Origin of the sequence: Methylocystis sp. SB2 (assembly GCF_049817085.1) — a bacterium.
Taxonomy (GTDB): Bacteria; Pseudomonadota; Alphaproteobacteria; order Rhizobiales; family Beijerinckiaceae; genus Methylocystis; species Methylocystis rosea.
Map to the genome: position 1 here is coordinate 3,036,056 of NZ_CP187401.1, position 23,926 is coordinate 3,059,981.

Here is a 23,926-nt window from a genome sequence, read left to right on the forward strand (position 1 = left end):
TCCCCTTTGACCCCTCCCATTTCAATTCTGATCGTCGAGGATGACGCCGAAATCGGCGAGTTCATCTCGCTCTATCTCGCGGCGCACGATATTCAGGCTCAGGTGGCCGCAAACGCCCAGGCAATGGACGCTGCGTTCAGCGCCGGAGCCTATGACCTGCTGATCCTCGACCTTAATCTTCCCGGCGAAGACGGCTTGTCGATCTGCCGGCGGGTGCGATCCGAGAGACGCATCCCCATAATCATACTGACGGCGCAGTCGGAGGACATCGACAAAATACTGGGTCTGGAGCTCGGGGCCGATGACTACATCGTCAAGCCTTTCAATTCGCGCGAGCTGCTGGCGCGTATCCGCGCCGTTTTAAGGCGAACTGAAAGCCCGAACGCGAACGCCGTCGACGGGCGCGCTGTACGGCAATCGTATCTTTTCTCGGGCTGGCGTGTGGATGTGCTGGCGCGGGAGGTCGTCGCGCCGTGCGGCATAAAAGTGGCCATGACGGGCGCCGAATTCGATCTGTTGCATGCCTTGTGCGAAAATCCCAACCGGGTGTTGACGCGCGAACAACTGATCAACATGACGCATGGCCCGACGACCGGGCCCTTTGAGCGGAGCATTGACGTGCTGATCAGCCGGCTTCGACAGAAGATAGAAGCGGATCCAAAAAAGCCCTCGTTCATCCAGACGGTTCGCTCCGAGGGCTATATTTTCTCCACTCACGTGGCGCGCGCATGAACTCAACTCGCGTTCCCTGGCGTTTCCGGCTCAACAAGCTGGCCGTGCAAATCACGCTGCTCATGCTTGTGTCCATCGTCGCATTCCAAACGATTGTGATCGGCATGTTCCATGTGTTCGGCCGGCGGCACATTGTCGATCAGGGCGATTTCATAGCGAGCATCATCCTCGCTCTGGACGTCGCGCCGAATGCAGAGAGAGCGAATATCGTTTCAGAGCTTTCTCTTGCCGTTCCCTACGCCAATATCGAGATCCAGGAGACTCGCCCAGCAGCGGCGGACGCCTCGGGGGGAAGCGACGTGGCCTTCGATAACGAGATCCGTCACATCGATTCGCTTTTGTGGAAAGGCGCGGACGTGTTCGAGGTCGCCAGCTCGGCGCCAGGGGACTACGGCGTTCTCGCCGTCGAACTGCGCAAGGGCGGCTACGCGACCATCTCGATCGCGCAGCACCAAAAGTCGCCTGGCTCAATCTGGCGGTGGCTCTGGCAGCACGCGGAGGACGAACCGATCATCGTCACTCCCGGAGCGCGAACGGCGCTATCTTTCATCATATTCACCGCGATCTTCGTCTTCTGGGCGCTGAACGCGATCATGGCGCCGCTGCAGCGACTCGCGAAATACGCCGAGCAGATTCCGAATGACATCGATACGAAGACGCCGCTTCCCGAACGAGGTCCTCACGAGGTGCGCGAATTGACCCGCTCGCTCAATCGCATGCAGGCGCGCATCAGCAAGATGATCGCCGCGCGCGCCCATGTGCTTGCGGCGGTGAGTCATGACTTGCGAACAATTATCACGCGCCTGAAGCTGAAAACGGAGTTTGTGTCAGATCAAAGCCTTCAGCAGCGAATGATGCGCGACGTCGATCTGATGGACGCAATGCTGTTCAAGAATCTGCAGTATTTGCGCGCTGAAGGAGACGACAAGTCCGACTGTTCCCTGGTCGATCTCGACAGCGTTCTGCAAACTGTCGCCGACGAGTTCTGCGACCTCGGGCATCATGTGACCTACCATGGCGATGGTCACCAAATGGTCTTCGGATCGCTTTGTGACGTGCAACGTATTTTCACCAATCTCGTCGAAAACGCGACGCATCACGCGAAGACCGTGGACATCTACATCGCGGAAGGCCCGGGAGCGCTCATCGAAGTCGACGTCGTCGACGACGGACCGGGAATGTCAGCGGAGGGCAAGAACACCGCATTTGAGCCCTTCGTTCGCGGTCAGCCGGGACGAACGCTTGACGAGCACAGCGGATTTGGTCTCGGCCTATCGATTGTGCGCTCGCTCGTTGAGCACCATGGCGGATCCGTGTCGCTGCTCGATCGGGAGCCCAACGGGCTGATCGCGCGCGTCTGTCTGCCCCGCGCAGTGGAAGGGGACGAAAAGCCGTTTCCGACGGACTCCAAGGCCGCGCCGGCGCTCATTTGAACGATATCGGACGGTTCGTTTTGGCGCGCCCCCCATGCGCGCGAGATGCGCCAGGCGGCGTTCATGCGGGCGCAAGCAGCAGGCTTGTCTCGCTTCGAGCGATCCCCTCGATCATCCTCACGCCCGACAGCACCCGATCGAATTCCTCGAGATTGGCGCACTCGATTTCCGCGATGAGGTCGAAAGGCCCGTTGGTGCTGTAAAGCGTGTGGATCTGCGGGAGCCCGCGCAGCGCCTGAGCGACGCGACGGGAATTCTTGCCGGAAACTTCGACCATCATGATCGCCCGGATGCGATCGGAAGCGGAAGGATTTTTCAGCCGAACCGTAAAGCCCAGGATCACGTCGGACGCGATGAGCTTGTCGAGTCGGTTCTGGACCGTCCCGCGCGAGACGCCCAACGCCTTGGCGAGCTGGGACAAGGAGGCGCGCGCGTCCGTTCGCAGCAGCGCGATCAGTCGGTGGTCGAGGTCGTCCATGCCCACGCCTCTGTTGAAACAGTCAATATCTATGACCGAAATGACAAATTTCGAGCCGTTTCGACAATATATGGCGATTTTGATTAGCGGCGACGCGTTCTAGTCTCCCGACATGGATCGATGGGAGAAAGCATGGTGATGTTTCTGAGCGCGCGAGATATCGCCCGCATCGTTGGAGAAGTGGGCGCGCGACGCTTTTGGTTGCTGCTCGTCGACTATCTGCGTCAGGATTTTATGCGCTGGGACGCGTTCGAGAAGTCGCCGCGTTACGCGAGCCATTCGCCGCGCGGCGTCATTGAACTGATGCCGACGAGCGACGGCGAGGCTTTCGCCTTTAAATTCGTCAACGGTCATCCCGGCAACACACAATTCAACCTTCAGACCGTCGTCGCCTTCGGGGCCCTCGCCGATGTCGAAACCGGCTATCCGACGCTTATCGCCGACATGACGCTCGCCACCGCCTTTCGAACCGGCGCGACCTCGGCTCTGGCGGCGGCGCATCTCGCCCGGCCCGACAGCAAGACAATGGCGCTGATCGGCCTTGGCGCCCAATCGGAGTTTCAGGCGTGCGCCTTTCACGCCATTCTTGGCGTTGACCGGCTTCGCGTCTTCGATGTCGATCCTGACGCCGTCGAGAAGTTCGAGCGCAACATGGCCGACTTCGGCCTGACGATCATTCGGTGCGTCGACGCGCGCAGCGCCGCATCCGGCGCGGACATCATCACGACGATCACGGCGGATAAGAAATTCGCCACGATACTGGCCGACGACATGGTTGGGCCTGGAACCCACATCAATGCGGTCGGCGGCGATTGTCCTGGCAAGACGGAACTTGCGCGCGACCTGCTGCTGCGCTCTCAGATATTCGTCGAATATGCGCCGCAGACGCGCAGCGAGGGCGAAATTCAGCAACTCGGCCCGGCGCATCCGGTGACGGAACTGCGGGAGATTCTGGCTGGTCATCGACCAGGGCGCACCTCGAAAGACGCGATCACCATCTTCGACAGCGTCGGTTTCGCCATCGAGGATTTTTCGGTGTTGCGCCTGTTGCGCGACCTTGCGCGGGAGACGGGCGTCGGCCGCACGATCGAGCTGATCGCTGAACCTGCAGACCCGAAGGATCTGTTCTCACTGCTGCATCCGCTCGACGCGGAGCAGGAAGACGTCGCAACTCGCGTAAGGACGGAACAGACCGCATGATCGACGGACGTTCAATGCCAGAGAATTCGCTGACGAGCTTCGACGCTGAAGCCGCTGTGTTGAGCGATGCGCCGCGAAGCGACGCGCGCGCGGCTGCACCGCCACGGCCTGCCCCTGCGCGTCGCGCGCTATTGATGTGCGCGCCGGACCATTTCGGCGTGGACTACATCATCAACCCATGGATGGAAAATCAGATTGGGCAAGCGGCGCTGCCGCGCGCGAAGGCGCAATGGGAGAACTTGCGCGGCAAGCTGGCGGCGCATAGCGATATCGCCTTCGTCGCGCCGACGCCGGGCCTGCCGGATATGGTCTTCACCGCCAATGCCGGGCTTGCGATCGGCGACACGGCTGTCGTGAGTCGTTTCAACGCCAAGGAACGGCGGCCCGAGGAGCGTCTGTTTTGTGAATGGTTCGAAGCGCAAGGCTATTCAATCGCGCCCTGGCCGGAGAACGTTCCGTTCGAGGGCGCCGGCGACGCGCTCCTCGATCACGCGCGGGGCATTGTCTGGTGCGGATACGGCTGGCGCTCAGGCGAAGAAGCGCCCAAGCATCTTGAAAGAATCTTCGGCCGTCGCGCCGTCGCGCTGAGGCTCATAGACCCGCGCTTCTATCATCTCGACACCTGCTTCTGCCCGCTGAGCGGCGGCTGGCTGATGTATTACCCGGATGCCTTTGACATCGCGTCGCGGGAAGCGATCCGAGCCATCGCGCCAGTGGAGAAGCGGATCGAAGTCGGCGAGAAAGACGCGCTCTCCTTCGCCTGCAATGCTGTAGAAGTCGCCGGGCGCGTTTTCCTCAACGCCTGTTCCGACGATCTTCGCTCACGCCTTCTCGACGCGGGATTCACGCCCGTCGTGACGCCGCTTTCGGAATTCATGAAGGCGGGCGGCGCCGCGAAATGTCTGACGCTGCAGTTGCCGGGCGCCGCGTCCAAGGTCATGCCGCGGGGATAAGCGTGTCTCCGCCGACTGGCCGGCTACAGGGGCAGAGCGCGCCGGTCTGCAAGGCGTCGAGGACGCGCAGCGTGTCGTCCGGCGCGCGGCCGACGTCGAGATTGGTGGCATAGATATGTTGAATGACATTGCCAGGATCGACGACGAAGGTGGCCCGATAGGCGACGCCTGAAGGCGCGCGCACGCCGAGGCCATCGATCAGATCGCCCTTCGAGTCGGCGAACTGCCAGATCGGCAAGCTCTTCAGGTCACGGTGGTCGCGCCGCCAGGCGAGCTTCACGAACTCATTGTCGCTCGAGCCGCCGAGAACGACGGCGTCGCGCTCGGCGAAATCCTTCGACAAGCGCGCGAAGGCCGCGATTTCCGTCGGACAAACGAAGGTGAAGTCTTTCGGATAGAAGAAGATGATTTTCCACATGCCTGGGAAGCTCGTCTCGCTGAGCGTTTCGAAGGCTGTCTCGCCGTTTTCTTCGATCTCGTTAAATCCCGGCTTGACGCCAGTCACAACGAAAGGCGGTATGCTGTCCCCAATTCCCAACATGTTTTTCTCCTAGAAAACGCCGTCGGCGCCTATTGCGGATTGCTTCTGGAGACCGTCGCGTCGAATTCCTCCAGCCTCGAGGCGCAGCGCGGTCCGGCGCCGCCGTTCGGCAGCCCATAGAGTTCAGCGCGTCGCCAATCGAGGAAGCGCTCTTCCGTCTCCCACATGGTCACCGAGAAATAGAGCACGTGCGGACCGCTCTCCTTCCCCCGATGGAATTGAAATCCGATGAGACCGGCCGCTTCCCGCAGCCGGATGCTTGTCTCTCGCCAAGCCGTTTCGAACGTTGCTTCGCAGCCCTTGACGACCTTGAACTGGTTCGAGGCCATGAACATCGCGCGTTCCTTCTTTCCTGTTGCCGAATATTTCATGGCGCATGCATCGCATGCTGCTGCGCACGACGCGTCAACGCGATGAGCGCAGCGAATTCGTCACATCTCTTGCGCATGCATTCATCCGGACAGGAAAGCGCATAGTGGCTGCGCAACGCCGCAAGCCCATAGCCGGCGAGTTCGACTTCATCGATCGACAGTCGAACCGAGTTTTGGTTCATCGCATCGGCGAGGATCGAATCAATGCGTTTTCTCTCTCGCGCCAGATCGCACATCATTCTCTCCTTGAGGGCACGGAACGTCACGCGTGGGGTTGCGCGCCTGATTTTTTGCTCGAGGGTTCGATGCTGAAAGTCTCAGCGGCGCCGCGTGCATGGTATAAAGATTTAACAGGCGACTTGCTGCGTCAATACAATTGATCACTCATCGGAAGTCTTTCAGAAAGCGCTGTTCGCGGCGTTCTTACTTGCGAAATATTCCAGTTAGAAGGAAGCGCGTCGTCATCGAGCGCCCCGGCTGTGACCACCACGCCAAGGCCATCGTTCGGCCTGTGGCTTCACGACAGGGCCATCGTTCTGGCGCAAATCTGGGTTCATTCGGCGATGCGCCGCGAAGGCTTGGCTTCAGCGCCAACGCAGCGAGAAGAGTTTGAACAAGGGAATGAAAATGCACAGCATCGCCACGCCCCGCCGGGCCAAGAAAGCCCTCGTCCTTGCGACGCTTCTGACGGCCTCAATGCCGCTTTATGGCTGCTACACGCCCGCGGAACGCGCTCTCGGCGGCGGCGTCATCGGCGGTCTGGGCGGCGCCGGCATCGGCGCGCTTGCCTCAGGCGGACTCGCCGGGCCGACTCTCGCGACAGCGGCGGTCGGCGCAGCAGGCGGCGCGATCATTGGCGCCGCGACGGCGCCGCGCCCATATTATTACCGCCGTCATCGGCACTACTACTGAGACAGGACGATCTCGCCTATGTGCGGGCGCTTCACGCAGCATCTCTCCTGGGAAGAGCTCCAGCGGCTTGCCGATTTGATCGGCCAGCCGCGCAATCTGCAGCCCCGATACAATGTGGCGCCGACGACGATGATCGAAGTCATCAGGCCGACGCCGGCGGGAAACGAACTTGTCCAGATGCGCTGGGGCTTTGCGCCCTCCTGGTGGAAGAAGCCCCTGCGCGAACTGCCTGCAACCTTCAATGCGCGCGCCGAGACGGTCGCCGAAAAACCGATGTTCCGCTCGGCCTTCGCATCTCGGCGCTGCATCATCCCGGCGTCGGGCTTCTATGAATGGACCGGGGCGAAAGGCGCCAGGAATCCGCATTATTTCACGGCGCCCGACGGCCGCCCGCTCGCATTCGCCGGCTTGTGCGAGAGCTGTCGCGATATTGAAAGCGATGCGACGATCGACTCCGCGACGATCATCGTCGGTCCAGCGAATGGCTGGATGCGCCGTTTCCATGATCGCATGCCGGTCATTCTCGACTGGCGCGACGCCAACGCATGGATGACAGGCGAGGATCCCGGGGCATTGCTACGCGCGCCGTCCGACGAGGCTCTGCAGGAATGGACCGTGTCGCCGCGCGTCAACCGTTCAGGCGAAGCCGACGACGATCCGACGCTGATCGCGCCGAGCCTCGCGGCCACTGATCTTATCGATCGCCTCGGCGCCCTGTCCGGCGAAGCGAATCACCCGAGTTCGAAGGTCGTGACGCCGTAGCAGCGGTCGATACGACCCGGCGGCGCGCCTTCCGTATACATGCGCGCGGTGTCGAACACGGCGGTCATCTGGCGTCGCTGCGCAAGCGCGATGGCGTCGGCATTTGCTTCGGGCGTATCGAGAAACACCGGCGCGCCCGCAGCTCGCGCGCATAAGCCTTGAAACAGCGCGTCGGCGATTTGCGAATCATCCGCGAACAGCGGCCCGATCTTGTAGCCGTCGCGGCACGCGCGCAGCACGCCATAGCCGGCAAGGCCTTGCTTCACCACGGCGAGCGCCGCGCTGCGCGGCTGAGCAATCCAGCGCGAAAGAAAATTCGGTCGCGACGTCGGAAAGACCGTCTGGTCATATCGCACAATCTCGTCGAAGGGGACGTCAGCCAATTCAGTCAGGTCGGGTGGCGCTTCGCCGCCGCCGACGCATCGATGACGTATGTTGCGATAGGCGAATGTGAATCCGTAGCGCGCATAAGTCTGCTGAAGGTCGATCGCGGCGTCGAGCCCGACATTGCGGCCCTGCACGTGCTGCAGTGCGACGTCCAAGAGCCGAAGGCCGACGCCCTGTCCACGGTAGGGCGGACGAACGATGAATAGCCCGACATAGCCGAATGAGTCGTCATAGGCGACGGCGGCGACGCAGCCCAGGGGCTCGCCCGCGCGTTCGGCGATAAAGAACCCTTTCGGATCGACGGCGTAGAAACTCTCCGCGTCATACAGTCCGGGATTCCAGCCCTCGGCCGCGGCCCAATCGAGCGCGCGATCAAGTTCGCTCTTGGACATTTCGCGAATGACGATGTCTTCCACGTTCATGCGAGGTTTTTGGCGCGACTCTGTGCCGGAAGCAACCAGAGCGCTAAGCGGCTAGGGCCCGTCCTCCAGAAGCTGCGTGATCGAACCATTTGCGTGCAGGCGTCGGATCGCTTCGGCCAAAAGACCGGCGACGCTGACCACCATCAGCCGATCGCCAAGCGCGGACTGTTGCAGCGGCGTTGTATCGGTGATGATGAACTGGTCGATCGGCGCGTTTTTTAGCGCGGACGCCGCCTGTTCGGAAAAGACGCCGTGGGTCGCCGCGACCCAGACGTGCGCCGCGCCATTGGCGCGGCAGGCCGCAGCGGTGCGCGCCACCGTGCCGCCGCCGGCGATGAGGTCGTCGATGATGATCGCGGTGCGATCCTTAACGTCGCCCGCGAAAATATCGCCAACGACGTGGCCCTCGCTTCGGTATTTATCCATGAAGGCCTTGGCCACGGGCCGCTTCAGCATGCGTTCAAGCCGCAAGCGAAAAAGCTCCGCGCGCTTCTCGCCGCCAAGATCGGGAGAAACGACGGCGACAGGCCTGTCCCCGATGTTGGCCAGGACATGACGCGCAAACAGCGCCTGAGCGTCAAGGTGAACCGTCTCGCAACGAAAGGCGTTCTGAAAAGCGGCGATGTTGTGTACGTCGACGCAGACCACACGGTCAGTTCCAAGCGCTTCAAACAGCTGCGCGACATAGCGCGTGGTGACCGGATCGCGGGGCTTGGTGCGCCGGTCCTTGCGCGCGAAGCACAGATAAGGCGTGACGGCCGTGACGCGCTGAGCGCCCGCGTCCTTCAGCGCGCCGATGAAGAACAGCAGTTTGCAGAGCTTGTCGGCGCTGCTCGCGACATCGTCGCCATTTAGGGTAAAAACGACGTAACAGTCGCGGCCGCGCACATTTTCGAGCGGCCGGATCTTATATTCGCCGTCTTCGAACTCGCGGTCTTCCAGCGGCGCGAGCTCAGCGCCAAGCAATTGTGCGACGTCTTCGCCAAAAGATATGCTGGCGCCGAGCGCGAATAGCGCAAGGCTGCTATCCGCTTCGCGCGGCGGTTCGGTCAGCGCCATCGTCATCATTTTCAAACCTTCTGCGCTAAGAAAAATTTGGCATGCGTTACTCTTGGGCGTTACTCTTGGGTCACGCCTGAGGCGCGCAAAGATATTCGACAAACCATTTGGCCGCGCGCTCGACGACGCTCTCCAATGTGCCGGGCTCCTCGAAAAGATGGGTGGCGCCGGGGACGATGTCGAGACGGTTGGGGCATTTGAGCAGCTGCTGCGCGCTGCGATTAAGTTCAATCACGCCATAGTCCAGTCCGCCGACGATCAGCAATGTTGGCGCTAGAACCCGCCGCAGCGCGTCGCCTCCAAGATCAGGCCGACCGCCACGCGAGACGACGGCGGCGACGCGTGGTTCGTCTGCCGCGGCGACGAGCGCGGCGGCGGCGCCTGTGCTCGCCCCGAACAGCCCGATGGGCAAGCGAGCAATATCGCTGTCCTTCGTCCAGTCGATCGCCTCGCCGACGCGCGCGCCGAGCAGTTCAATGTCGAAGACGTTGCGCCGGAATTCGCCTTCCGCGGCGGTGAGGAGGTCGAACAGCAAACAGGCGAATCCCTGCGCGACGAGTCGCTCGGCGACATATCTGTTGCGCGGACTGAAGCGCGAAGAGCCGCTGCCATGCGCGAAAATGACAAGGCCCTGCGGCGATTGAGGCAGGTACAGCGATCCCTCCAATCGATGGGGGCCGATTGCGACGTCGGCGGTCGTAAAGTCGCTCGTCATCGGGACCTCGTGCAATTAGCCGTTTCGGCCTACATGGCGTCCAACATGGCGTCGCAGTATGAATCTTTCTGGAGAAACCGCTCAGGCCTCGCCATATTCCCTTAGGGAGGCTCGCTAACGCAGCGGCAGATCGATTTTCAGGGCCTTGAGCCGCCATCCGAGCGCAAGAGAGGATCATGCGCATGATCGAAAAGCTCGAAGTTCGCTTTGAACGTGGGACAGCCTGTCACGGCTTGGTCGAAGGCCGCGGCGCGCAGCAAATCGACCGCGGCGATGGAGTCGATGCTCGATAGCGGAGCGAGCGCCATTGGCGACACGGGCTCGCCCTCAACTGCCGAGAAGGTTCGATTTCTCAGCGCGCCCGGCGCCTATGCGCACGCTCCGGCGTCGGTGGCCGTGCTGGAAACGCATATGTCCTATGTCTTTCTGGCAGGCGAAAAGGTCTACAAGCTCAAGAAGCCGGTTCGCTATCCCTTTCTCGACTTCTCGACGATCGATGCTCGCGAACACAATTGTCGCGAGGAGGTGCGCCTCAACCGCCGACTCGCGCCCGACGCGTATTTGGGCGTCGTGCAGCTGACCTATAGCGCCGAGAGCGGCATGGCGCTTGGCGGCGATGGCGCGGTCGTCGACTGGCTTGTCGAGATGCGCCGCCTGCCGCGCGGCGCGATGCTCGATCGGCTGATCGCCGAAGAGCGCTTGAGCGCGGCGCAGATTGACGCGCTCTGCGACACCTTGGCGGCGTTCTATCGCGGCGTTGAACGCTCCTCGATCAGCGCCGAGGACTATGCGCTGCGGTTTTTTCGCGAGCAGGAAAAGAATCGAGACGTTCTGACGCGGCGGGATTTCGCGCTCGATCATGGGCGCACGCCCGTTCTGCTCGACCTTCTCGATGCAAGACTGGCGGCCAGCCGATCAGAGTTGCAAGAGCGCGTGCTGCAGGGCCGGGTCGTCGACGGGCATGGCGACTTGCGCCCGGAGCATATCTGCTTTCGCGACCCGATCGCCATATTCGACTGTCTGGAGTTCAACGCCGAACTGCGCCAGGTCGATCCCTTCGATGAGCTTGCCTATCTTGGCGTCGAATGTGCGCTGCTTGGCGCGAATGCGCTCGGCGTCGAACTCGTCGACAAAGTGGCGCAGCGCCTCTCCTGCGAACCCCCGCGACGCCTGGTGTCGCTTTACGCGGCTTGGCGCGCGGTGCTGCGCGCGCGGCAGTCTGTGGCGCATCTTCTCGATGAATCGCCACGCGAGCCAAGGAAGTGGGAGCCGCTGGCGACGCGCTATCTCGATCTTGCGCAAGCGGCGCTCGACGCCGATGACCCGACAGAAAGGTGAGGGCGCCATGTCCTTTTACGACCGAACCGACGCTGGACGTCGCCTTGCCGCCGAGCTTGAGACATTCAAGGGGGAGGATGTTGTCGTCTTCGCTCTGCCGCGCGGCGGCGCGCCCGTCGCCGAGCCGATCGCGGTTTTGCTGAAGGCGCCGCTCGATCTCGTGCTCGTCAGGAAAATCGGCGTGCCCTTCCAGCCGGAGCTGGCGATGGGCGCCGTGGCGGATGGCGGCGCGCCGGTGATCGTGCGCAATGAGGACGTGATCGCCATGGCGAATGTGAGCGAACAAGAATTTGAGGACGTGTGCGCGCGCGAGCTTGAGGAGATCGAGCGGCGCCGTCGGCTCTATCTTGGAGGTCGTGAACGACCGGAGGCGAAAGGGCGCATCGCCATCGTCGTCGATGACGGCGTCGCCACCGGCGCGACGACGCGCGCGGCCTTGCGCGCCGTCCGCGCGCGTGCGCCCAAAAAGCTTGTGCTCGCCGTGCCGGTCGCGCCTCCAGATACGCTGGAGTCTCTTAGCGCTGAAGTCGATGAGATTGTCTGTCTTGAGACGCCTCGCGCGTTCGGCGCGATAGGCTTTTTCTACAGTGATTTTCGCCAGATCAGCGATGATGAAGTGATCGAAATCCTCAACCGATGCGCCAAGAGGGCCGGGGGCGCGTCGAACGCGACGATCTGAGCAGCCGAACGCAGCGTATTGGATCTATGTCGTCGATATCGGCGACCCGAAATCAGCCATAATCGCCCAAAAAGCTCGGTCCGCGGCTTTTAGGGGATCAACCATGCGCCAAAACAGCGGATCGATTATTTTTGCCGCGCTTCTTTTCACGGCGGCCCCGGCGCAGGCTTTTGAGAGCCCGATCAATCGCGGTCCGCTCGCCGACTTCCTCAATGTGTTTCGCGAGCAGGCGATACCGCGGCAGGTCGTCTATTGGCGCCATCCGGAATTCAAGCGCGGCACGGTCGTCATCTCCACCAAAGACCGTCGGCTCTATTACGTGCTCGGAGATGGACGCGCGATTGAATATGGCGTGGGCGTCGGCCGAATGGGCTTCACCTGGTCCGGCGAAAAAACGATTTCGCGCAAACGGGAGTGGCCGGACTGGAGTCCGCCGCCGCAGATGCTCAAACGCAGACCGGATTTGCCGCGCCATATGGCCGGCGGCATGGAAAATCCGCTTGGCGCGCGCGCGCTCTATCTCGGCTCGAGCCAATATCGCATTCACGGCTCCAACGAGCCGGACACGATCGGCGCCGCGGTGTCATCGGGCTGCATCCGCATGACCAACAAGGACGTCGTCGATCTTTACAGTCGCGTTAAGGTCGGGACGAAAGTCGTCGTGCTCAATTAAGCGTGCCCGGCGTCCACCTTGTCTCCGGGCTCGACGGCGTCGCAGACCGGGCGCTGGCGCCAGACGCCGTAGCGCCAGGGCGTCAGCGGGCTGGCGTCGGCGCGCAGAGCCTCGGGCACGGGATCGAAACCCGCGCCGCCGCCCGGACGGCATCGGCAGATGCGCGCGAACCCCATCCAGCCGCCAGCCCAAAAGCCATGTTTGACGATGGCTTCGTCGGCGTATTCCGAGCAGCTAGGCGCATAGCGGCAGAAGCGTCCCGCGAAGGCCGAGAAGGTGACGCGGTAGACGAATATCAGCGCGCGCGCCGCGCGAGCGGGCAGGGATCGCAGCAGGGCAAGGAGGGTAGGCACAAACGCAATCTATTTCCGCCGGACGCGAATCTGAAGGGCGCGTGATACATTTCCGAGCCTGAGCGAGACGGCTAGCTTGCATCGAGGGCAGCAAACGGCATCGCCCGCAATGTTCGACGCAGCGCATTTGCCTCGTTCTTCCACCCTTACGGCTATGGAGCGGTGACCCCTTATGCGCTCGGCGCCGAGATTGTGAAGGCGGAAGGCCCCCATCGTCGCCTAGCGATACTACATGGCCAACGACAAAGCCCTGATCGCCGCGCAGGAGGGAATTGGGAAGGATTGTGTTTCTTGAGAATTGGGCGGGTATGCATCAGTCCGATTCTCGATAGACGATGGTATTGAAACCCTCAGACTGCGCCGGAGGCGCAAAATAGCTCGTGATTAAGTCGAACTGATCGTCTGTTACAAGGAACTCGTGCTCGCCGCGAGCGTAACGCGCATGCATGCGCGCTCTGCAAAGAGCGTCTGAAGCCTTCAGATAATGAAGCTGATGCGCGACGCCGGCGTTCTCGAAAATGCCGCGCATCCATTGCCGAGTAGCGACGGTGTTCGCCGGGAAATCCAGGACGACCGACAGCCCCGCGCGCAGCACATCCTCTATATGCGGGCCCATCACATCGCGGAAACGCGCCGAGTAACGCACATAATCATCCACCGAATGCATCTCGGGACCGTAAAGGCGCTTTATCCACCTGTCTTCGCTGACCAGCAAGATCGCCGGCGCCGCGGCGAGGCGATCGCAGAGCGTCGATTTGCCGGCGGCGATCTTGCCGCAAACCAAATGGAGGGTGGGTTGATGCGTAGTCACGATCATCATCCGCCAGTCGGAATTCGAAAACGAAACTCGGCGTCATATTGAAAAAGGCCGCCCGGCGAGGGCGGCCTTTTCGATCTTAGCGTGTAGCGCAGCCTCACTCCGCCGGCGGCAGCGCCGGCGCAGGTTCAGCGGTTTCGGCGCGCTGCTCGATAATGAGTTCGTCGCGCCCGCCCGCGACGGCGCGGAACTTGGACATCGCAGCGCCGGTGCCGGCCGGAATGAGCCGGCCAACGATGACGTTCTCCTTGAGTCCGACCAGCGGATCGATCTTGCCGTTGACGGCGGCCTCGGTGAGGACGCGGGTCGTCTCCTGGAAGGAGGCGGCCGAGAAGAAGGAGCGCGTCTGCAGCGAAGCCTTGGTGATGCCGAGAAGCACCGGCGTGCCTGTCGCAGGCTTGCCGCCATTCTCGAGCGCCTTGGCGTTCGCCTCTTCGAGCTCCAGCTTGTCGACCTGCTCGCCTTCGAGGAAGCCGGTGTCGCCCGGATCGACGATGTCGATCTTCTGCAACATCTGACGCACGATCACTTCGATGTGCTTGTCGTTGATGTTGACGCCCTGCAGCCGGTAGACCTCCTGGATCTCGTTGACGAGGTAAGCTGCAAGCTCCTCCACGCCCTTGATCGCCAGAATGTCATGCGGCGCCGGATTGCCGTCGACGATGTAATCGCCCTTCTCCACGACGTCGCCATCCTGAAGATGGATATGCTTGCCCTTCGGGATCAGATATTCGACCGGATCCGCGCCTTCCTCGGTCGGCGTGATGGTGATGCGCTGCTTGTTCTTATAGTCCTTGCCGAAGGCGACCGTGCCGGAGATTTCGGCGATGATCGCGTGATCTTTCGGACGGCGCGCCTCGAAAAGCTCCGCGACGCGCGGCAGACCGCCGGTGATGTCGCGGGTCTTGGCGCTCTCCACCGAAATACGCGCGACAATGTCGCCGGCCTTCACCGTGCCGCCGGGTTCGACGGCGATGATCGAGTCGACGGGCAGCAAGTACCGAGCGTCGCCGCCGCGGGCCAGCTTGACGATCTTGCCATCGGCGCCTTTGATCAGGATCGAGGGCTTCAGGCTCGCCGAACGCAGGTTGAGGCGGTAGTCCATGACCATGCGCTTGGTGATGCCGGTCGATTCGTCGACCGTCTCCGACATCGACTGCCCTTCGACGAGTTCCTCGAAGCCGATGACGCCGTCGACTTCGCTGATGATCGGACGCGTGTAGGGGTCCCACTCGGCCAGTCGCTGGCCGCGCTTCACCTTGTCGCCCTCGTCGACCTTCATCTTGGCGCCATAGAGGAGGCGGTTCACCGCCCGCTCTTCGCCATTCGGGCCGAGGATCACGATGGCGACGTTACGCGCCATGACGATGAGATCGCCGTCCGAGTTGCGGGCGAGATGGCGATTGCGCACATGCACCTTGCCCTCGAAGTTCGACTCGATGAACGACTGGTCAGCCAGCTGCGCCGCGCCGCCGATATGGAAGGTGCGCATGGTGAGCTGCGTGCCCGGTTCGCCGATCGACTGCGCCGCGATGACGCCGACGGCTTCGCCCATATTGACGGGCGTGCCGCGCGCGAGATCGCGTCCATAGCACTTGCCGCAGACGCCGTTCTTGGCCTCGCAGGTCAGGACCGAGCGGATCTTCACCTCCTGAATGCCGGCGGCGTTGATCGCGTCGATGTGCTGCTCCTGGATCATCTCGCCGGCAGGCACAATCACGGTCTTGCCGTCCTGCGACATCAGAGCCTCCGCCGCCGTGCGGCCGAGGATGCGTGATGTCAGCGAGGCGACGACCTGTCCCGCGTCGATGATCGCGCGCATGCGGATGCCGTTCTGGGAGCCGCAGTCGGTCGACGAGATGATGGAATCTTGCGCAACGTCAACGAGGCGTCGCGTGAGATAGCCCGAGTTCGCCGTCTTCAACGCCGTGTCGGCGAGACCCTTGCGGGCGCCGTGCGTGGAGTTGAAGTATTCAAGGACGGTGAGGCCTTCCTTGAAGTTCGAGATGATCGGGCTCTCGATGATCTCGCCCGAGGGCTTGGCCATCAGTCCGCGCATCGCGGCGAGCTGCTTCATCTGCTGCGGCGAGCCGCGCGCGCCGGAATGCGACATCATATAGATCGAGTTGATCGGCATGTCGCGGCCGTGCTCGTCTTTGCTCACCGACGAGATGCGCTGCATCATCTCCTCAGCGAGCTTGTCGGTGCACTTCATCCAGGCGTCGACGACCTTGTTGTATTTTTCGCCCTGAGTGATCAGGCCGTCGTTATATTGCTGCTCATATTCCTTGGCCGCCGCGCGCGTCTCGGAGACGATCGCCTCCTTGTTTTCCGGCACGACCATGTCGTCCTTGCCGAAGGAGATTCCCGCCTTGAAGGCTTCGCGGAAGCCAAGCGACATGATGCGATCGCAGAAGATGACCGTCTCCTTCTGACCGCAGTTGCGGTAGACGGTGTCGATCATGTTCGAGATTTCCTTCTTGGTCATCAGTCTGTTGACGACGTCGAAGGGAATCTTGTCATGTCTCGGCATGAGCTGGCCGAGCATCATGCGGCCGGGCGTCGTGTCGAAAATCTTCGATACGCGCTTGCCCTTTTCATCATAGGTCCAGGCGCGGCCCTTGATCTTGGTGTGGAGCGTGACCGCCTTGGCGGCGATCGCGTGCTCAATCTCGCCCTGGCTCGAGAAAGCCATGCCCTGTCCGGGTTCGCCGTCGCGCTCAAGCGTGAGATAATAGAGGCCGAGAACGATATCCTGCGACGGCACGATGATCGGCTGACCATTGGCCGGGTGCAAGATGTTGTTCGTCGACATCATCAGCACGCGCGCTTCGAGCTGCGCTTCAAGCGACAGCGGCACGTGAACGGCCATCTGGTCGCCGTCGAAGTCGGCGTTGAAGGCGGCGCAGACGAGCGGATGCAGCTGGATCGCCTTGCCCTCGATCAGCACGGGCTCGAACGCCTGAATGCCGAGACGGTGCAGAGTGGGCGCGCGATTCAGCAGCACCGGATGCTCGCGAATGACCTCGTCGAGGATGTCCCAGACTTCCGGCTTTTCCTTTTCGACGAGCTTCTTCGCCTGCTTGACGGTCGCCGAATAGCCCTTGGCGTCGAGACGCGAATAGATGAAGGGCTTGAACAGCTCGAGCGCCATCTTCTTGGGCAGGCCGCACTGATGCAGCTTCAGCTCCGGACCGACGACGATCACCGAACGGCCGGAATAATCGACGCGCTTGCCGAGCAGGTTCTGGCGGAAGCGGCCCTGCTTGCCCTTCAGCATGTCGGCGAGCGACTTCAGCGGACGCTTGTTGGCGCCCGTGATCACGCGTCCGCGGCGGCCGTTGTCGAACAGCGCGTCGACGGCCTCCTGCAACATGCGCTTCTCGTTACGGATGATGATGTCCGGCGCGCGCAATTCGATCAGCCGCTTCAGACGATTGTTGCGGTTGATGACGCGGCGGTAGAGATCGTTCAGATCCGATGTCGCGAAGCGGCCGCCGTCCAGCGGCACGAGCGGACGCAGATCCGGCGGAATGACCGGAACTTCCTTGAGGATCATCCATTCGGGGCGATTGCCCGACTGGAGGAAGGCCTCGATGATCTTGAGGCGCTTGGCCAGCTTCTTGGGCTTGAGCTCGGTCTTCGCTTCGGAGATCTCGATGCGCAGCGACGCGGCGATCGCTTCCAGGTCCATCGACTCAAGAAGTTTGCGGATCGCTTCCGCGCCGATCATGGCCGTGAACGTGTCTTGGCCATATTCGTCTTGCGCGCGCACATATTCGTCTTCCGACAGCAACTGACGCTCTTTGAGCGGCGTCAGGCCCGCGTCGAGGACGATATACGACTCGAAATAGAGGATTCGCTCAAGATCCTTGAGCGTCATGTCGAGCAACAGGCCGATGCGCGAGGGCAGCGACTTCAGAAACCAAATGTGCGCGACGGGCGCGGCGAGCGAGATGTGGCCCATGCGGTCACGCCGCACGCGCGCGAGGGTGACCTCGACGCCGCACTTTTCACAAATGACGCCCTTGTATTTCATCCGCTTGTATTTGCCGCACAGGCACTCATAGTCCTTGATCGGACCGAAGATGCGCGCGCAGAATAGTCCGTCGCGCTCTGGCTTGAACGTGCGGTAGTTGATCGTCTCGGGCTTTTTGATCTCGCCGTAAGACCAGGAAAGAATCTTCTCCGGGCTTGCGATCGAAATCTGAATCTGGTCGAAGGCCTGCGTCGCCACGACCGGATTGAAGAGATTCATGACCTCTTGCTGATTCATGGTCTTCTCCTAGGGCGCTGCGAATGCGGCTTCGAGCCATTTCCGCGCGCCGTGAAATCCTTATTCAGAACGTTACCGCGAGACGCGAAACGGCGAAGCAATCCTGGATTGCTTCGCTTCGCTCGCAATGACGTTCTGCAGCTTCATCGGCAGGGATTACTCCGCCGCCTCGGCCGCTGTGGGCGGCGCTTCCTCTTCCGGCTCCGCGTTGGTCAGTTCGACGTTCAGCGCCAGCGAGCGCATCTCCTTGATGAGCACGTTGAAGCTCTCCGGAATGCCCGATTCGAAGGTGTCGTCGCCGCGCACGATCGACTCATAGACCTTGGTGCGGCCGGCGACGTCGTCCGACTTCACGGTCAGCATCTCTTGCAGCGTGTATGCGGCGCCATAGGCTTCGAGCGCCCAGACCTCCATTTCGCCGAAGCGCTGTCCGCCGAACTGCGCCTTGCCGCCCAGCGGCTGCTGGGTGACGAGCGAGTAGGGGCCGATGGAGCGCGCGTGGATCTTATCGTCGACGAGATGATGCAGCTTCAGCATGTAGATGTAGCCGACGGTCACCTTACGGTCGAAGGTCTCGCCGGTGCGTCCGTCGAAGAGCCTCACCTGGCCTGACGAGGCTAGTCCCGCCTTCTCCAGCATTTCGACGATGTCCTTCTCGCGCGCGCCGTCGAACACCGGCGTCGCGATCGGAACCCCGCGCTTCAGATCCTTGCCGACTTCCACGAGGCTCGCCTCGCTGAGCGAGGCGAGTTCCGGATCATCGCCGTAGATTTCCGTCAACGCTTTGCGCAAAGGCTTGATGTCTTTGCTGCGATAATACGCGTCGACGGCCTGGCCGACCTGCTTGCCGAGACCGGCGCAGGCCCAGCCGAGATGCGTCTCGAGAATCTGTCCGACATTCATCCGGCTCGGCACGCCGAGCGGATTGAGCACGATGTCGACAGGCGTGCCGTCCTCGAGGAACGGCATGTCTTCCTGCGGCACGATGCGCGAAACGACGCCCTTGTTGCCGTGACGGCCGGCCATCTTGTCGCCGGGCTGAATCTTGCGCTTCACCGCGACGAAGACTTTGACCATCTTCATCACGCCGGGCGGCAGTTCGTCGCCGCGCTGCAGTTTCTCGACCTTGTCGAGGAAGCGGTTCTCAAGCCCCTTCTTCGACTCGTCATATTGCTTGCGCACGGCTTCGATCGACGCCATCAGCGCGTCATCCTCGACGACGAAGGTCCACCACTGCGAGCGGGGATATTCGTCGAGGATCGCCTGAGTCAGCTTCTCGCCCTTCTTGAAGGACTTCGGGCCGGCGATGCCGACCTTGCCGATCAACGTTTCACACAGACGCGTATAGACGTTGCGGTCCAGGATCGCGAGCTCGTCGTCGCGGTCCTTGGCGAGACGCTCGATCTCCTCGCGTTCGATCGCCTGGGCGCGCTCGTCCTTCTCGACGCCGTGGCGGTTGAACACGCGCACTTCGACGATGGTTCCCTGAACGCCCGGCGGCACGCGCAGCGACGTGTCGCGCACGTCGGAGGCCTTTTCGCCGAAGATGGCGCGCAGGAGTTTCTCTTCCGGCGTCATCGGGCTTTCGCCCTTGGGCGTGATCTTGCCGACGAGAATGTCGCCCGCCTGCACTTCGGCGCCGATATAAACGATCCCCGCCTCGTCGAGATTCTTCAGCGTCTCTTCCGAAACGTTGGGAATATCGCGGGTGATCTCTTCCGGACCAAGCTTCGTGTCGCGCGCCATCACCTCGAATTCATCGATGTGAATCGAGGTGAACACGTCGTCCTTGACGATGCGCTCGTTGAGGAGGATCGAATCCTCGAAGTTGTAGCCGTTCCAAGGCATGAAGGCGACGAGCACATTGCGCCCGAGCGCCAGATCGCCAAGGTCGGTCGACGGACCGTCGGCGATGATGTCGCCCTTCACCACAAGATCGCCGACGCGGACGAGCGGCTTCTGGTTGATGCAGGTCGACTGGTTCGAGCGCTGGAACTTCATCAGCCGATAGATGTCGACGCCGGGCTTGCCGGGATCAAGTTCTTCCGTCGCGCGGATGACGATACGGGTCGCGTCGATCTGATCGACCACGCCGGTGCGGCGCGCCGAGATGGCGGCGCCGGAGTCGCGCGCCACGATCGGCTCCATGCCGGTGCCAACGAGCGGCGCGTCGGCCTTGACGAGCGGCACGGCCTGGCGCTGCATGTTCGAGCCCATCAGCGCGCGGTTGGCGTCATCGTTCTCAAGGAACGGAATGAGCGCCGCGGCCACCGATACGAGCTGCTTGGGCGACACGTCCATCGCGTCGACCTTCTCGCGCGGCACGAGCATGACGTCGCCGGCGTGGCGGCAGAGCACGAGGTCTTCCGTCAGATTGCCGTCCTTGTCGACCTGCGCGTTCGCCTGAGCGACGTGATATTTCGCCTCCTCCATCGCCGACAGATAGGCGACTTCGCCGGTCACCTTGCTGTCGCGCACGCGGCGATACGGCGCTTCGATGAAGCCGTATTTGTTGACGCGGGCGAAGGTCGCGAGCGAATTGATCAGGCCGATGTTCGGACCTTCAGGCGTCTCGATCGGACAGATGCGGCCGTAATGCGTCGGGTGCACGTCGCGCACCTCGAAGCCCGCCCTTTCACGGGTCAGTCCGCCCGGGCCAAGCGCCGAGAGACGACGCTTATGCGTGATCTCCGACAGCGGATTGGTCTGGTCCATGAACTGCGACAGCTGCGACGAACCGAAGAATTCGCGCACGGCGGCGGCCGCCGGCTTGGCGTTGATCAGATCCTGCGGCATGACCGTGTCGATATCGACCGACGACATGCGCTCCTTGATGGCGCGCTCCATGCGCAGCAGGCCGAGGCGATACTGATTCTCCATCAGTTCGCCGACCGAACGCACGCGGCGATTGCCGAGATGGTCGATGTCGTCGATTTCGCCGCGACCATCGCGCAGATCGACGAGCGCCTTGACGACCGCGAGGATATCCTCGCGGCGCAGCGTCCGCGTCGTGTCCGGCGCGTCGAGATCGAGGCGCATGTTCATCTTCACGCGGCCGACGGCCGAGAGATCATAGCGCTCCGGATCGAAGAACAGCGAGTGGAACATGTTTTCCGCCGTGTCCATCGTCGGCGGCTCGCCGGGACGCATGACGCGGTAGATGTCGAACAGCGCTTCTTCGCGGATCGAGTTCTTGTCGACGGCGAGCGTATTGCGGATGTACGGACCGATATTGATGTGGTCGATGTCGAGCACCGGCAGCTCATCGAAGCCTTTTTCGATCAGCAGCGGCAGCGTCTTCACGGTGATCTCCTCGCCCGCTTCGGCGAAAATCTCGCCGGTGGCGGGGTCGAAGAGGTCCTGCGCGAGATATTGGCCGTAGAGCTCTTCGGGCGCGACGCGAATCGCCTTCACGCCCTTCTCGGCGAGTTGGCGCGCGGCGCGCACGGCGAGCTTCTTGCCGGCCTCGAGAATCACCTGGCCGGTGTCGGCGTCGACCATATCGGCGACAGCCTTCACGCCCTTGATGCGCTCGGCGTCGAACGGCATGCGCCAGTTCTCGCCATCCTGGGTGTACAGGATGGTCTTGTAGAAGGTCGACAGAATCTCTTCGCCGTCGAGGCCGAGCGCGAACAGGAGCGACGTCACCGGAATCTTGCGGCGGCGGTCGATGCGCGCATAGACGATGTCCTTGGCGTCGAACTCGATGTCGAGCCAGGATCCGCGATAGGGAATGATGCGGGCGGCGAACAGCAGCTTGCCCGAAGAATGGCTTTTGCCCTTGTCGTGGTCGAAGAACACGCCCGGCGAGCGATGCATCTGCGAGACGATGACGCGCTCGGTGCCGTTGACGACGAAGGTGCCGTTCGACGTCATGAAGGGCATGTCGCCCATGTAGACGTCCTGCTCCTTGATGTCCTTGACCGACTTCGCCTGCGTATCGGGATCGACATCGAACACGATGAGGCGCAGCGTCACTTTGAGCGGCGCAGCGTAGGTCATGCCGCGCTGGCGGCACTCGTCGACGTCATATTTCGGCTGTTCGAACTCGTAGCGCACGAATTCGAGCAGGGAGACCTGCGAGAAGTCGGAGATCGGAAAGACGGACTTGAAGACGGACTGCAGCCCCTCGTCAGGACGGCCGCCTTTCGGCTCGTCGACAAGGAGGAACTGATCGTAGGAGGCCTTTTGGACCTCGATCAGATTCGGCATTTCCGCCGCTTCGCGGATATGTCCGAAGAATTTGCGGATGCGCTTGCGACCGGTGAACTTTCTCGCCGACGTCTGAGCCATGTCGCTTTTCGAGCCTCTTTCTTCGTTGGCCGACCATCCCGCTGCGAGAGGTCCTTGCCCGTCAGGCGCTCGTCTTGCGGCGGGTTCCCGCGTCCGTGAGCGCCTTTTGTTTATTGGCCGCAGCCCCGGCGCGCCGGGGCTGCGACGATCGCAACGCCGCCAAAGGCGGCGGACGCGTTACTTGAGTTCGACCTTGGCGCCGACCTTTTCGAGGGCGGCCTTGATCTTCTCGGCCTCGTCCTTGGTCGCGCCTTCCTTGACGGGCTTGGGCGCGCCTTCGACCAGGTCCTTGGCTTCCTTCAGGCCGAGGCCGGTGATCGCGCGGACTTCCTTAATGACCTCGATCTTCTTCTCGCCGGCCGCGGCCAGGATCACGTTGAACTCGGTCTTCTCTTCCGCGACCGGCGCAGCGGCGGCGGCGCCAGGAGCGGCGGCGACGGCGACGGCGGCGGCGGCGGAAACGCCCCACTTCTCTTCGAGGAGCTTCGCGAGTTCAGCCGCCTCGAGGACGGTCAGCGCCGAGAGGTCTTCGACGATCTTTTCAAGATTTGCCATTTGTTGCGTCCTTTGAATTTGGTTTGTCTGGTTGTCGGCCTCTTAGGCCGCGTCTCGATTGGCGTAGGCTCCGAAGACGCGCGCGAGCTTGGCGGCTGGCGCGGTCGAGAGCTGAGCGATCTTGGTCGCGGGCGCCTGGATAAGGCCCACGAGCTTGGCGCGCAGTTCGTCGAGGGACGGCATCGTCGCAAGCGACTTGACGCTGTCCGGATTCAGAGCAGTCTTGCCCATGGCGCCGCCCAGGATGACAAACTTGTTGTTGTCCTTGGCGAAGGCCACGGCGACTTTCGGCGCCGCCACCGGATCGTCCGAATAGGCGATCAGGGTCGGCCCCTTGAGCAGGGGCGCGATGGAGGCGACGTCGGCGCCATCGAGAGCGATCTTGGCGAGGCGGTTCTTCGCGACCTGGACCGTCGCGCCAGCATTGCGGGCCTGCTTGCGCAGGTTTTGCAGCTGGGCCACGGTCAGGCCGGAGTAGTGAGCGACGACGACGACGCCGGTCTTCGAAAAGACTTCGCGTAACGCCGCGACCGCTTCCTTTTTCTCCGCTCTGTCCACGGTTGCTCTCTCTACTGGCGGGAAATCCCGCCGGTTGCGACATGCCGCTCGCTTGAGGCGAGCGGCGCCGTAGATCCTGTCCCCGTCACGGCGCAACGCCGCGGCGGTTGAAGGGGCGCGAACCAAATTCGAAGGACGCACGCGGGAAGCCCGCTTGCGGCCTCTAAAATTCCGGTTTCCCCGTCTGTGCAGGCCGCCTTCGAGAAGACGGATCGCTCCGCCTTTCCTTGGGCCGATTGAGCCGCTACAGGGTTGAAGCCCCTTGCGTGCGCCGGCAGTCTCGGACAGGACATGGCCGGACGGGACACGAGGGAGAACCCCCGGGTCCGCCGGCCTATCCACCGCCTTTTCCTAAGCCCTGTAAGGACTTGAGTCGAGGCGGAAGCTCAAAACTGAAAAGGGGGCCGCAGGTCGATTGG

General features: G+C 62.2%; 22 protein-coding genes. 9 read left to right on the forward strand and 13 right to left on the reverse strand.

Features of this window, described 5'->3' with window-relative positions; translation table 11 throughout:
* The first annotated feature begins 6 nt into the window (after positions 1-6).
* Both ACPS74_RS14775 and ACPS74_RS14780 read left to right on the forward strand, forming a co-directional pair.
* Positions 7-732: a response regulator gene (locus ACPS74_RS14775; RefSeq protein ID WP_029648716.1), complete on the forward strand. Its 726-nt coding sequence runs from the start codon at positions 7-9 to the stop codon at positions 730-732.
* Positions 729-2,165 (forward strand): ATP-binding protein, encoded by a 1,437-nt coding sequence (locus ACPS74_RS14780; protein WP_029648715.1) that lies wholly within the window; start codon positions 729-731, stop codon positions 2,163-2,165. The genes ACPS74_RS14775 and ACPS74_RS14780 overlap by 4 nt, the downstream gene beginning before the upstream one ends.
* Before the next feature lie 61 nt (positions 2,166-2,226).
* Here the strand turns inward: ACPS74_RS14780 and ACPS74_RS14785 are convergent, their stop codons facing one another.
* Positions 2,227-2,643 (reverse strand): Lrp/AsnC family transcriptional regulator, encoded by a 417-nt coding sequence (locus tag ACPS74_RS14785; RefSeq protein WP_036241384.1) that lies wholly within the window; start codon positions 2,641-2,643, stop codon positions 2,227-2,229.
* Between the two features lie 132 nt (positions 2,644-2,775).
* Between ACPS74_RS14785 and ACPS74_RS14790 the strand changes: the two genes are divergently transcribed.
* Both ACPS74_RS14790 and ACPS74_RS14795 read left to right on the forward strand, forming a co-directional pair.
* Positions 2,776-3,843, forward strand: coding sequence for an ornithine cyclodeaminase (locus tag ACPS74_RS14790; RefSeq protein ID WP_029648713.1), 1,068 nt, complete (start codon positions 2,776-2,778; stop codon positions 3,841-3,843).
* Positions 3,840-4,796, forward strand: coding sequence for a dimethylarginine dimethylaminohydrolase family protein (locus ACPS74_RS14795; RefSeq protein ID WP_029648712.1), 957 nt, complete (start codon positions 3,840-3,842; stop codon positions 4,794-4,796). Before ACPS74_RS14790 ends, ACPS74_RS14795 begins: the two co-directional genes overlap by 4 nt.
* Here ACPS74_RS14795 and ACPS74_RS14800 read toward each other — a convergent pair.
* From ACPS74_RS14800 to ACPS74_RS14810, 3 genes are read right to left on the reverse strand one after another with little or no spacing between them, the layout of a single operon-like run.
* On the reverse strand, positions 4,780-5,337 hold the full coding sequence (locus ACPS74_RS14800) for a peroxiredoxin (RefSeq protein WP_029648710.1): 558 nt from the start codon (positions 5,335-5,337) through the stop codon (positions 4,780-4,782). The two genes, ACPS74_RS14795 and ACPS74_RS14800, sit on opposite strands and share 17 nt — an antisense overlap.
* A 29-nt stretch (positions 5,338-5,366) precedes the next feature.
* Positions 5,367-5,708, reverse strand: coding sequence for an antibiotic biosynthesis monooxygenase family protein (locus ACPS74_RS14805; RefSeq protein WP_051381693.1), 342 nt, complete (start codon positions 5,706-5,708; stop codon positions 5,367-5,369).
* On the reverse strand, positions 5,705-5,947 hold the full coding sequence (locus tag ACPS74_RS14810) for a hypothetical protein (protein ID WP_029648708.1): 243 nt from the start codon (positions 5,945-5,947) through the stop codon (positions 5,705-5,707). The genes ACPS74_RS14805 and ACPS74_RS14810 overlap by 4 nt, the downstream gene beginning before the upstream one ends.
* A 388-nt stretch (positions 5,948-6,335) precedes the next feature.
* Here ACPS74_RS14810 and ACPS74_RS14815 point away from each other — a divergent pair, with 388 nt between their 5' ends.
* Together ACPS74_RS14815 and ACPS74_RS14820 are read left to right on the forward strand one after the other, a co-directional pair.
* The gene (locus ACPS74_RS14815) at positions 6,336-6,620 is read left to right on the forward strand and encodes a hypothetical protein (protein ID WP_018407351.1); all 285 of its coding nucleotides are present in this window, start codon (positions 6,336-6,338) and stop codon (positions 6,618-6,620) included.
* 18 nt (positions 6,621-6,638) lie between these two features.
* Positions 6,639-7,382 (forward strand): SOS response-associated peptidase, encoded by a 744-nt coding sequence (locus ACPS74_RS14820; RefSeq protein ID WP_029648706.1) that lies wholly within the window; start codon positions 6,639-6,641, stop codon positions 7,380-7,382.
* Here the strand turns inward: ACPS74_RS14820 and ACPS74_RS14825 are convergent.
* From ACPS74_RS14825 to ACPS74_RS14835, 3 genes are all read right to left on the reverse strand, one after another.
* Positions 7,352-8,191, reverse strand: a complete 840-nt coding sequence (locus ACPS74_RS14825; RefSeq protein WP_029648705.1) for a GNAT family N-acetyltransferase — start codon at positions 8,189-8,191, stop codon at positions 7,352-7,354. The two genes, ACPS74_RS14820 and ACPS74_RS14825, sit on opposite strands and share 31 nt — an antisense overlap.
* Before the next feature lie 51 nt (positions 8,192-8,242).
* Positions 8,243-9,259, reverse strand: a complete 1,017-nt coding sequence (locus ACPS74_RS14830) for a ribose-phosphate diphosphokinase (RefSeq protein WP_051381692.1) — start codon at positions 9,257-9,259, stop codon at positions 8,243-8,245.
* Between the two features lie 61 nt (positions 9,260-9,320).
* Positions 9,321-9,965: a dienelactone hydrolase family protein gene (locus ACPS74_RS14835; RefSeq protein ID WP_029648703.1), complete on the reverse strand. Its 645-nt coding sequence runs from the start codon at positions 9,963-9,965 to the stop codon at positions 9,321-9,323.
* Between the two features lie 213 nt (positions 9,966-10,178).
* Here ACPS74_RS14835 and ACPS74_RS14840 point away from each other — a divergent pair, with 213 nt between their 5' ends.
* The 3 genes from ACPS74_RS14840 (at position 10,179) to ACPS74_RS14850 (ending at position 12,655) form a co-directional block, all read left to right on the forward strand.
* Positions 10,179-11,303 (forward strand): hypothetical protein, encoded by a 1,125-nt coding sequence (locus tag ACPS74_RS14840; protein WP_425622402.1) that lies wholly within the window; start codon positions 10,179-10,181, stop codon positions 11,301-11,303.
* A gap of 7 nt (positions 11,304-11,310) precedes the next feature.
* Positions 11,311-11,982 (forward strand): phosphoribosyltransferase, encoded by a 672-nt coding sequence (locus ACPS74_RS14845; RefSeq protein ID WP_036241383.1) that lies wholly within the window; start codon positions 11,311-11,313, stop codon positions 11,980-11,982.
* Between the two features lie 103 nt (positions 11,983-12,085).
* Entirely contained in the window at positions 12,086-12,655 is a 570-nt protein-coding gene (locus tag ACPS74_RS14850) for a L,D-transpeptidase (RefSeq protein WP_029648699.1), read from the forward strand.
* On the opposite strand, the gene yidD is transcribed toward ACPS74_RS14850, so the two are convergent.
* The 6 genes from yidD to rplJ form a co-directional block, all read right to left on the reverse strand.
* The gene (gene yidD / locus ACPS74_RS14855) at positions 12,652-13,008 is read right to left on the reverse strand and encodes a membrane protein insertion efficiency factor YidD (protein WP_029648698.1); all 357 of its coding nucleotides are present in this window, start codon (positions 13,006-13,008) and stop codon (positions 12,652-12,654) included. The two genes, ACPS74_RS14850 and yidD, sit on opposite strands and share 4 nt — an antisense overlap.
* 313 nt (positions 13,009-13,321) lie before the next feature.
* Positions 13,322-13,819: an AAA family ATPase gene (locus ACPS74_RS14860; protein WP_029648697.1), complete on the reverse strand. Its 498-nt coding sequence runs from the start codon at positions 13,817-13,819 to the stop codon at positions 13,322-13,324.
* 103 nt (positions 13,820-13,922) lie between these two features.
* Complete coding sequence (rpoC, locus tag ACPS74_RS14865; RefSeq protein ID WP_029648696.1) at positions 13,923-18,101, reverse strand: DNA-directed RNA polymerase subunit beta'; 4,179 nt, start codon at positions 18,099-18,101, stop codon at positions 13,923-13,925.
* A 156-nt stretch (positions 18,102-18,257) separates the two neighbouring features.
* On the reverse strand, positions 18,258-22,394 hold the full coding sequence (gene rpoB, locus ACPS74_RS14870; protein WP_029648695.1) for a DNA-directed RNA polymerase subunit beta: 4,137 nt from the start codon (positions 22,392-22,394) through the stop codon (positions 18,258-18,260).
* Between the two features lie 177 nt (positions 22,395-22,571).
* Positions 22,572-22,949, reverse strand: coding sequence for a 50S ribosomal protein L7/L12 (gene rplL, locus ACPS74_RS14875; RefSeq protein WP_029648694.1), 378 nt, complete (start codon positions 22,947-22,949; stop codon positions 22,572-22,574).
* Between the two features lie 42 nt (positions 22,950-22,991).
* A complete protein-coding gene (gene rplJ, locus ACPS74_RS14880) occupies positions 22,992-23,507 on the reverse strand; it encodes a 50S ribosomal protein L10 (protein ID WP_018407366.1) in 516 nt (171 codons plus the stop codon).
* Positions 23,508-23,926 lie beyond the last annotated feature (419 nt).

Bases quoted from the DNA above. Each gene is read 5' to 3' on its own strand.
- ACPS74_RS14800 (WP_029648710.1), bottom strand. From the start codon at position 5,337: ATGTTGGGAATTGGGGACAGCATACCGCCTTTCGTTGTGACTGGCGTC.
- ACPS74_RS14830 (WP_051381692.1), bottom strand. From the start codon at position 9,259: ATGATGACGATGGCGCTGACCGAACCGCCGCGCGAAGCGGATAGCAGC.
- ACPS74_RS14785 (WP_036241384.1), bottom strand. From the start codon at position 2,643: ATGGACGACCTCGACCACCGACTGATCGCGCTGCTGCGAACGGACGCG.
- ACPS74_RS14790 (WP_029648713.1), top strand. From the start codon at position 2,776: ATGGTGATGTTTCTGAGCGCGCGAGATATCGCCCGCATCGTTGGAGAA.
- ACPS74_RS14815 (WP_018407351.1), top strand. From the start codon at position 6,336: ATGCACAGCATCGCCACGCCCCGCCGGGCCAAGAAAGCCCTCGTCCTT.
- rplL (WP_029648694.1), bottom strand. From the start codon at position 22,949: ATGGCAAATCTTGAAAAGATCGTCGAAGACCTCTCGGCGCTGACCGTC.
- ACPS74_RS14780 (WP_029648715.1), top strand. From the start codon at position 729: ATGAACTCAACTCGCGTTCCCTGGCGTTTCCGGCTCAACAAGCTGGCC.
- ACPS74_RS14795 (WP_029648712.1), top strand. From the start codon at position 3,840: ATGATCGACGGACGTTCAATGCCAGAGAATTCGCTGACGAGCTTCGAC.
- ACPS74_RS14820 (WP_029648706.1), top strand. From the start codon at position 6,639: ATGTGCGGGCGCTTCACGCAGCATCTCTCCTGGGAAGAGCTCCAGCGG.
- ACPS74_RS14810 (WP_029648708.1), bottom strand. From the start codon at position 5,947: ATGATGTGCGATCTGGCGCGAGAGAGAAAACGCATTGATTCGATCCTC.
- ACPS74_RS14835 (WP_029648703.1), bottom strand. From the start codon at position 9,965: ATGACGAGCGACTTTACGACCGCCGACGTCGCAATCGGCCCCCATCGA.
- ACPS74_RS14850 (WP_029648699.1), top strand. From the start codon at position 12,086: ATGCGCCAAAACAGCGGATCGATTATTTTTGCCGCGCTTCTTTTCACG.
- rpoB (WP_029648695.1), bottom strand. From the start codon at position 22,394: ATGGCTCAGACGTCGGCGAGAAAGTTCACCGGTCGCAAGCGCATCCGC.
- ACPS74_RS14845 (WP_036241383.1), top strand. From the start codon at position 11,311: ATGTCCTTTTACGACCGAACCGACGCTGGACGTCGCCTTGCCGCCGAG.
- ACPS74_RS14825 (WP_029648705.1), bottom strand. From the start codon at position 8,191: ATGAACGTGGAAGACATCGTCATTCGCGAAATGTCCAAGAGCGAACTT.
- ACPS74_RS14805 (WP_051381693.1), bottom strand. From the start codon at position 5,708: ATGAAATATTCGGCAACAGGAAAGAAGGAACGCGCGATGTTCATGGCC.
- rpoC (WP_029648696.1), bottom strand. From the start codon at position 18,101: ATGAATCAGCAAGAGGTCATGAATCTCTTCAATCCGGTCGTGGCGACG.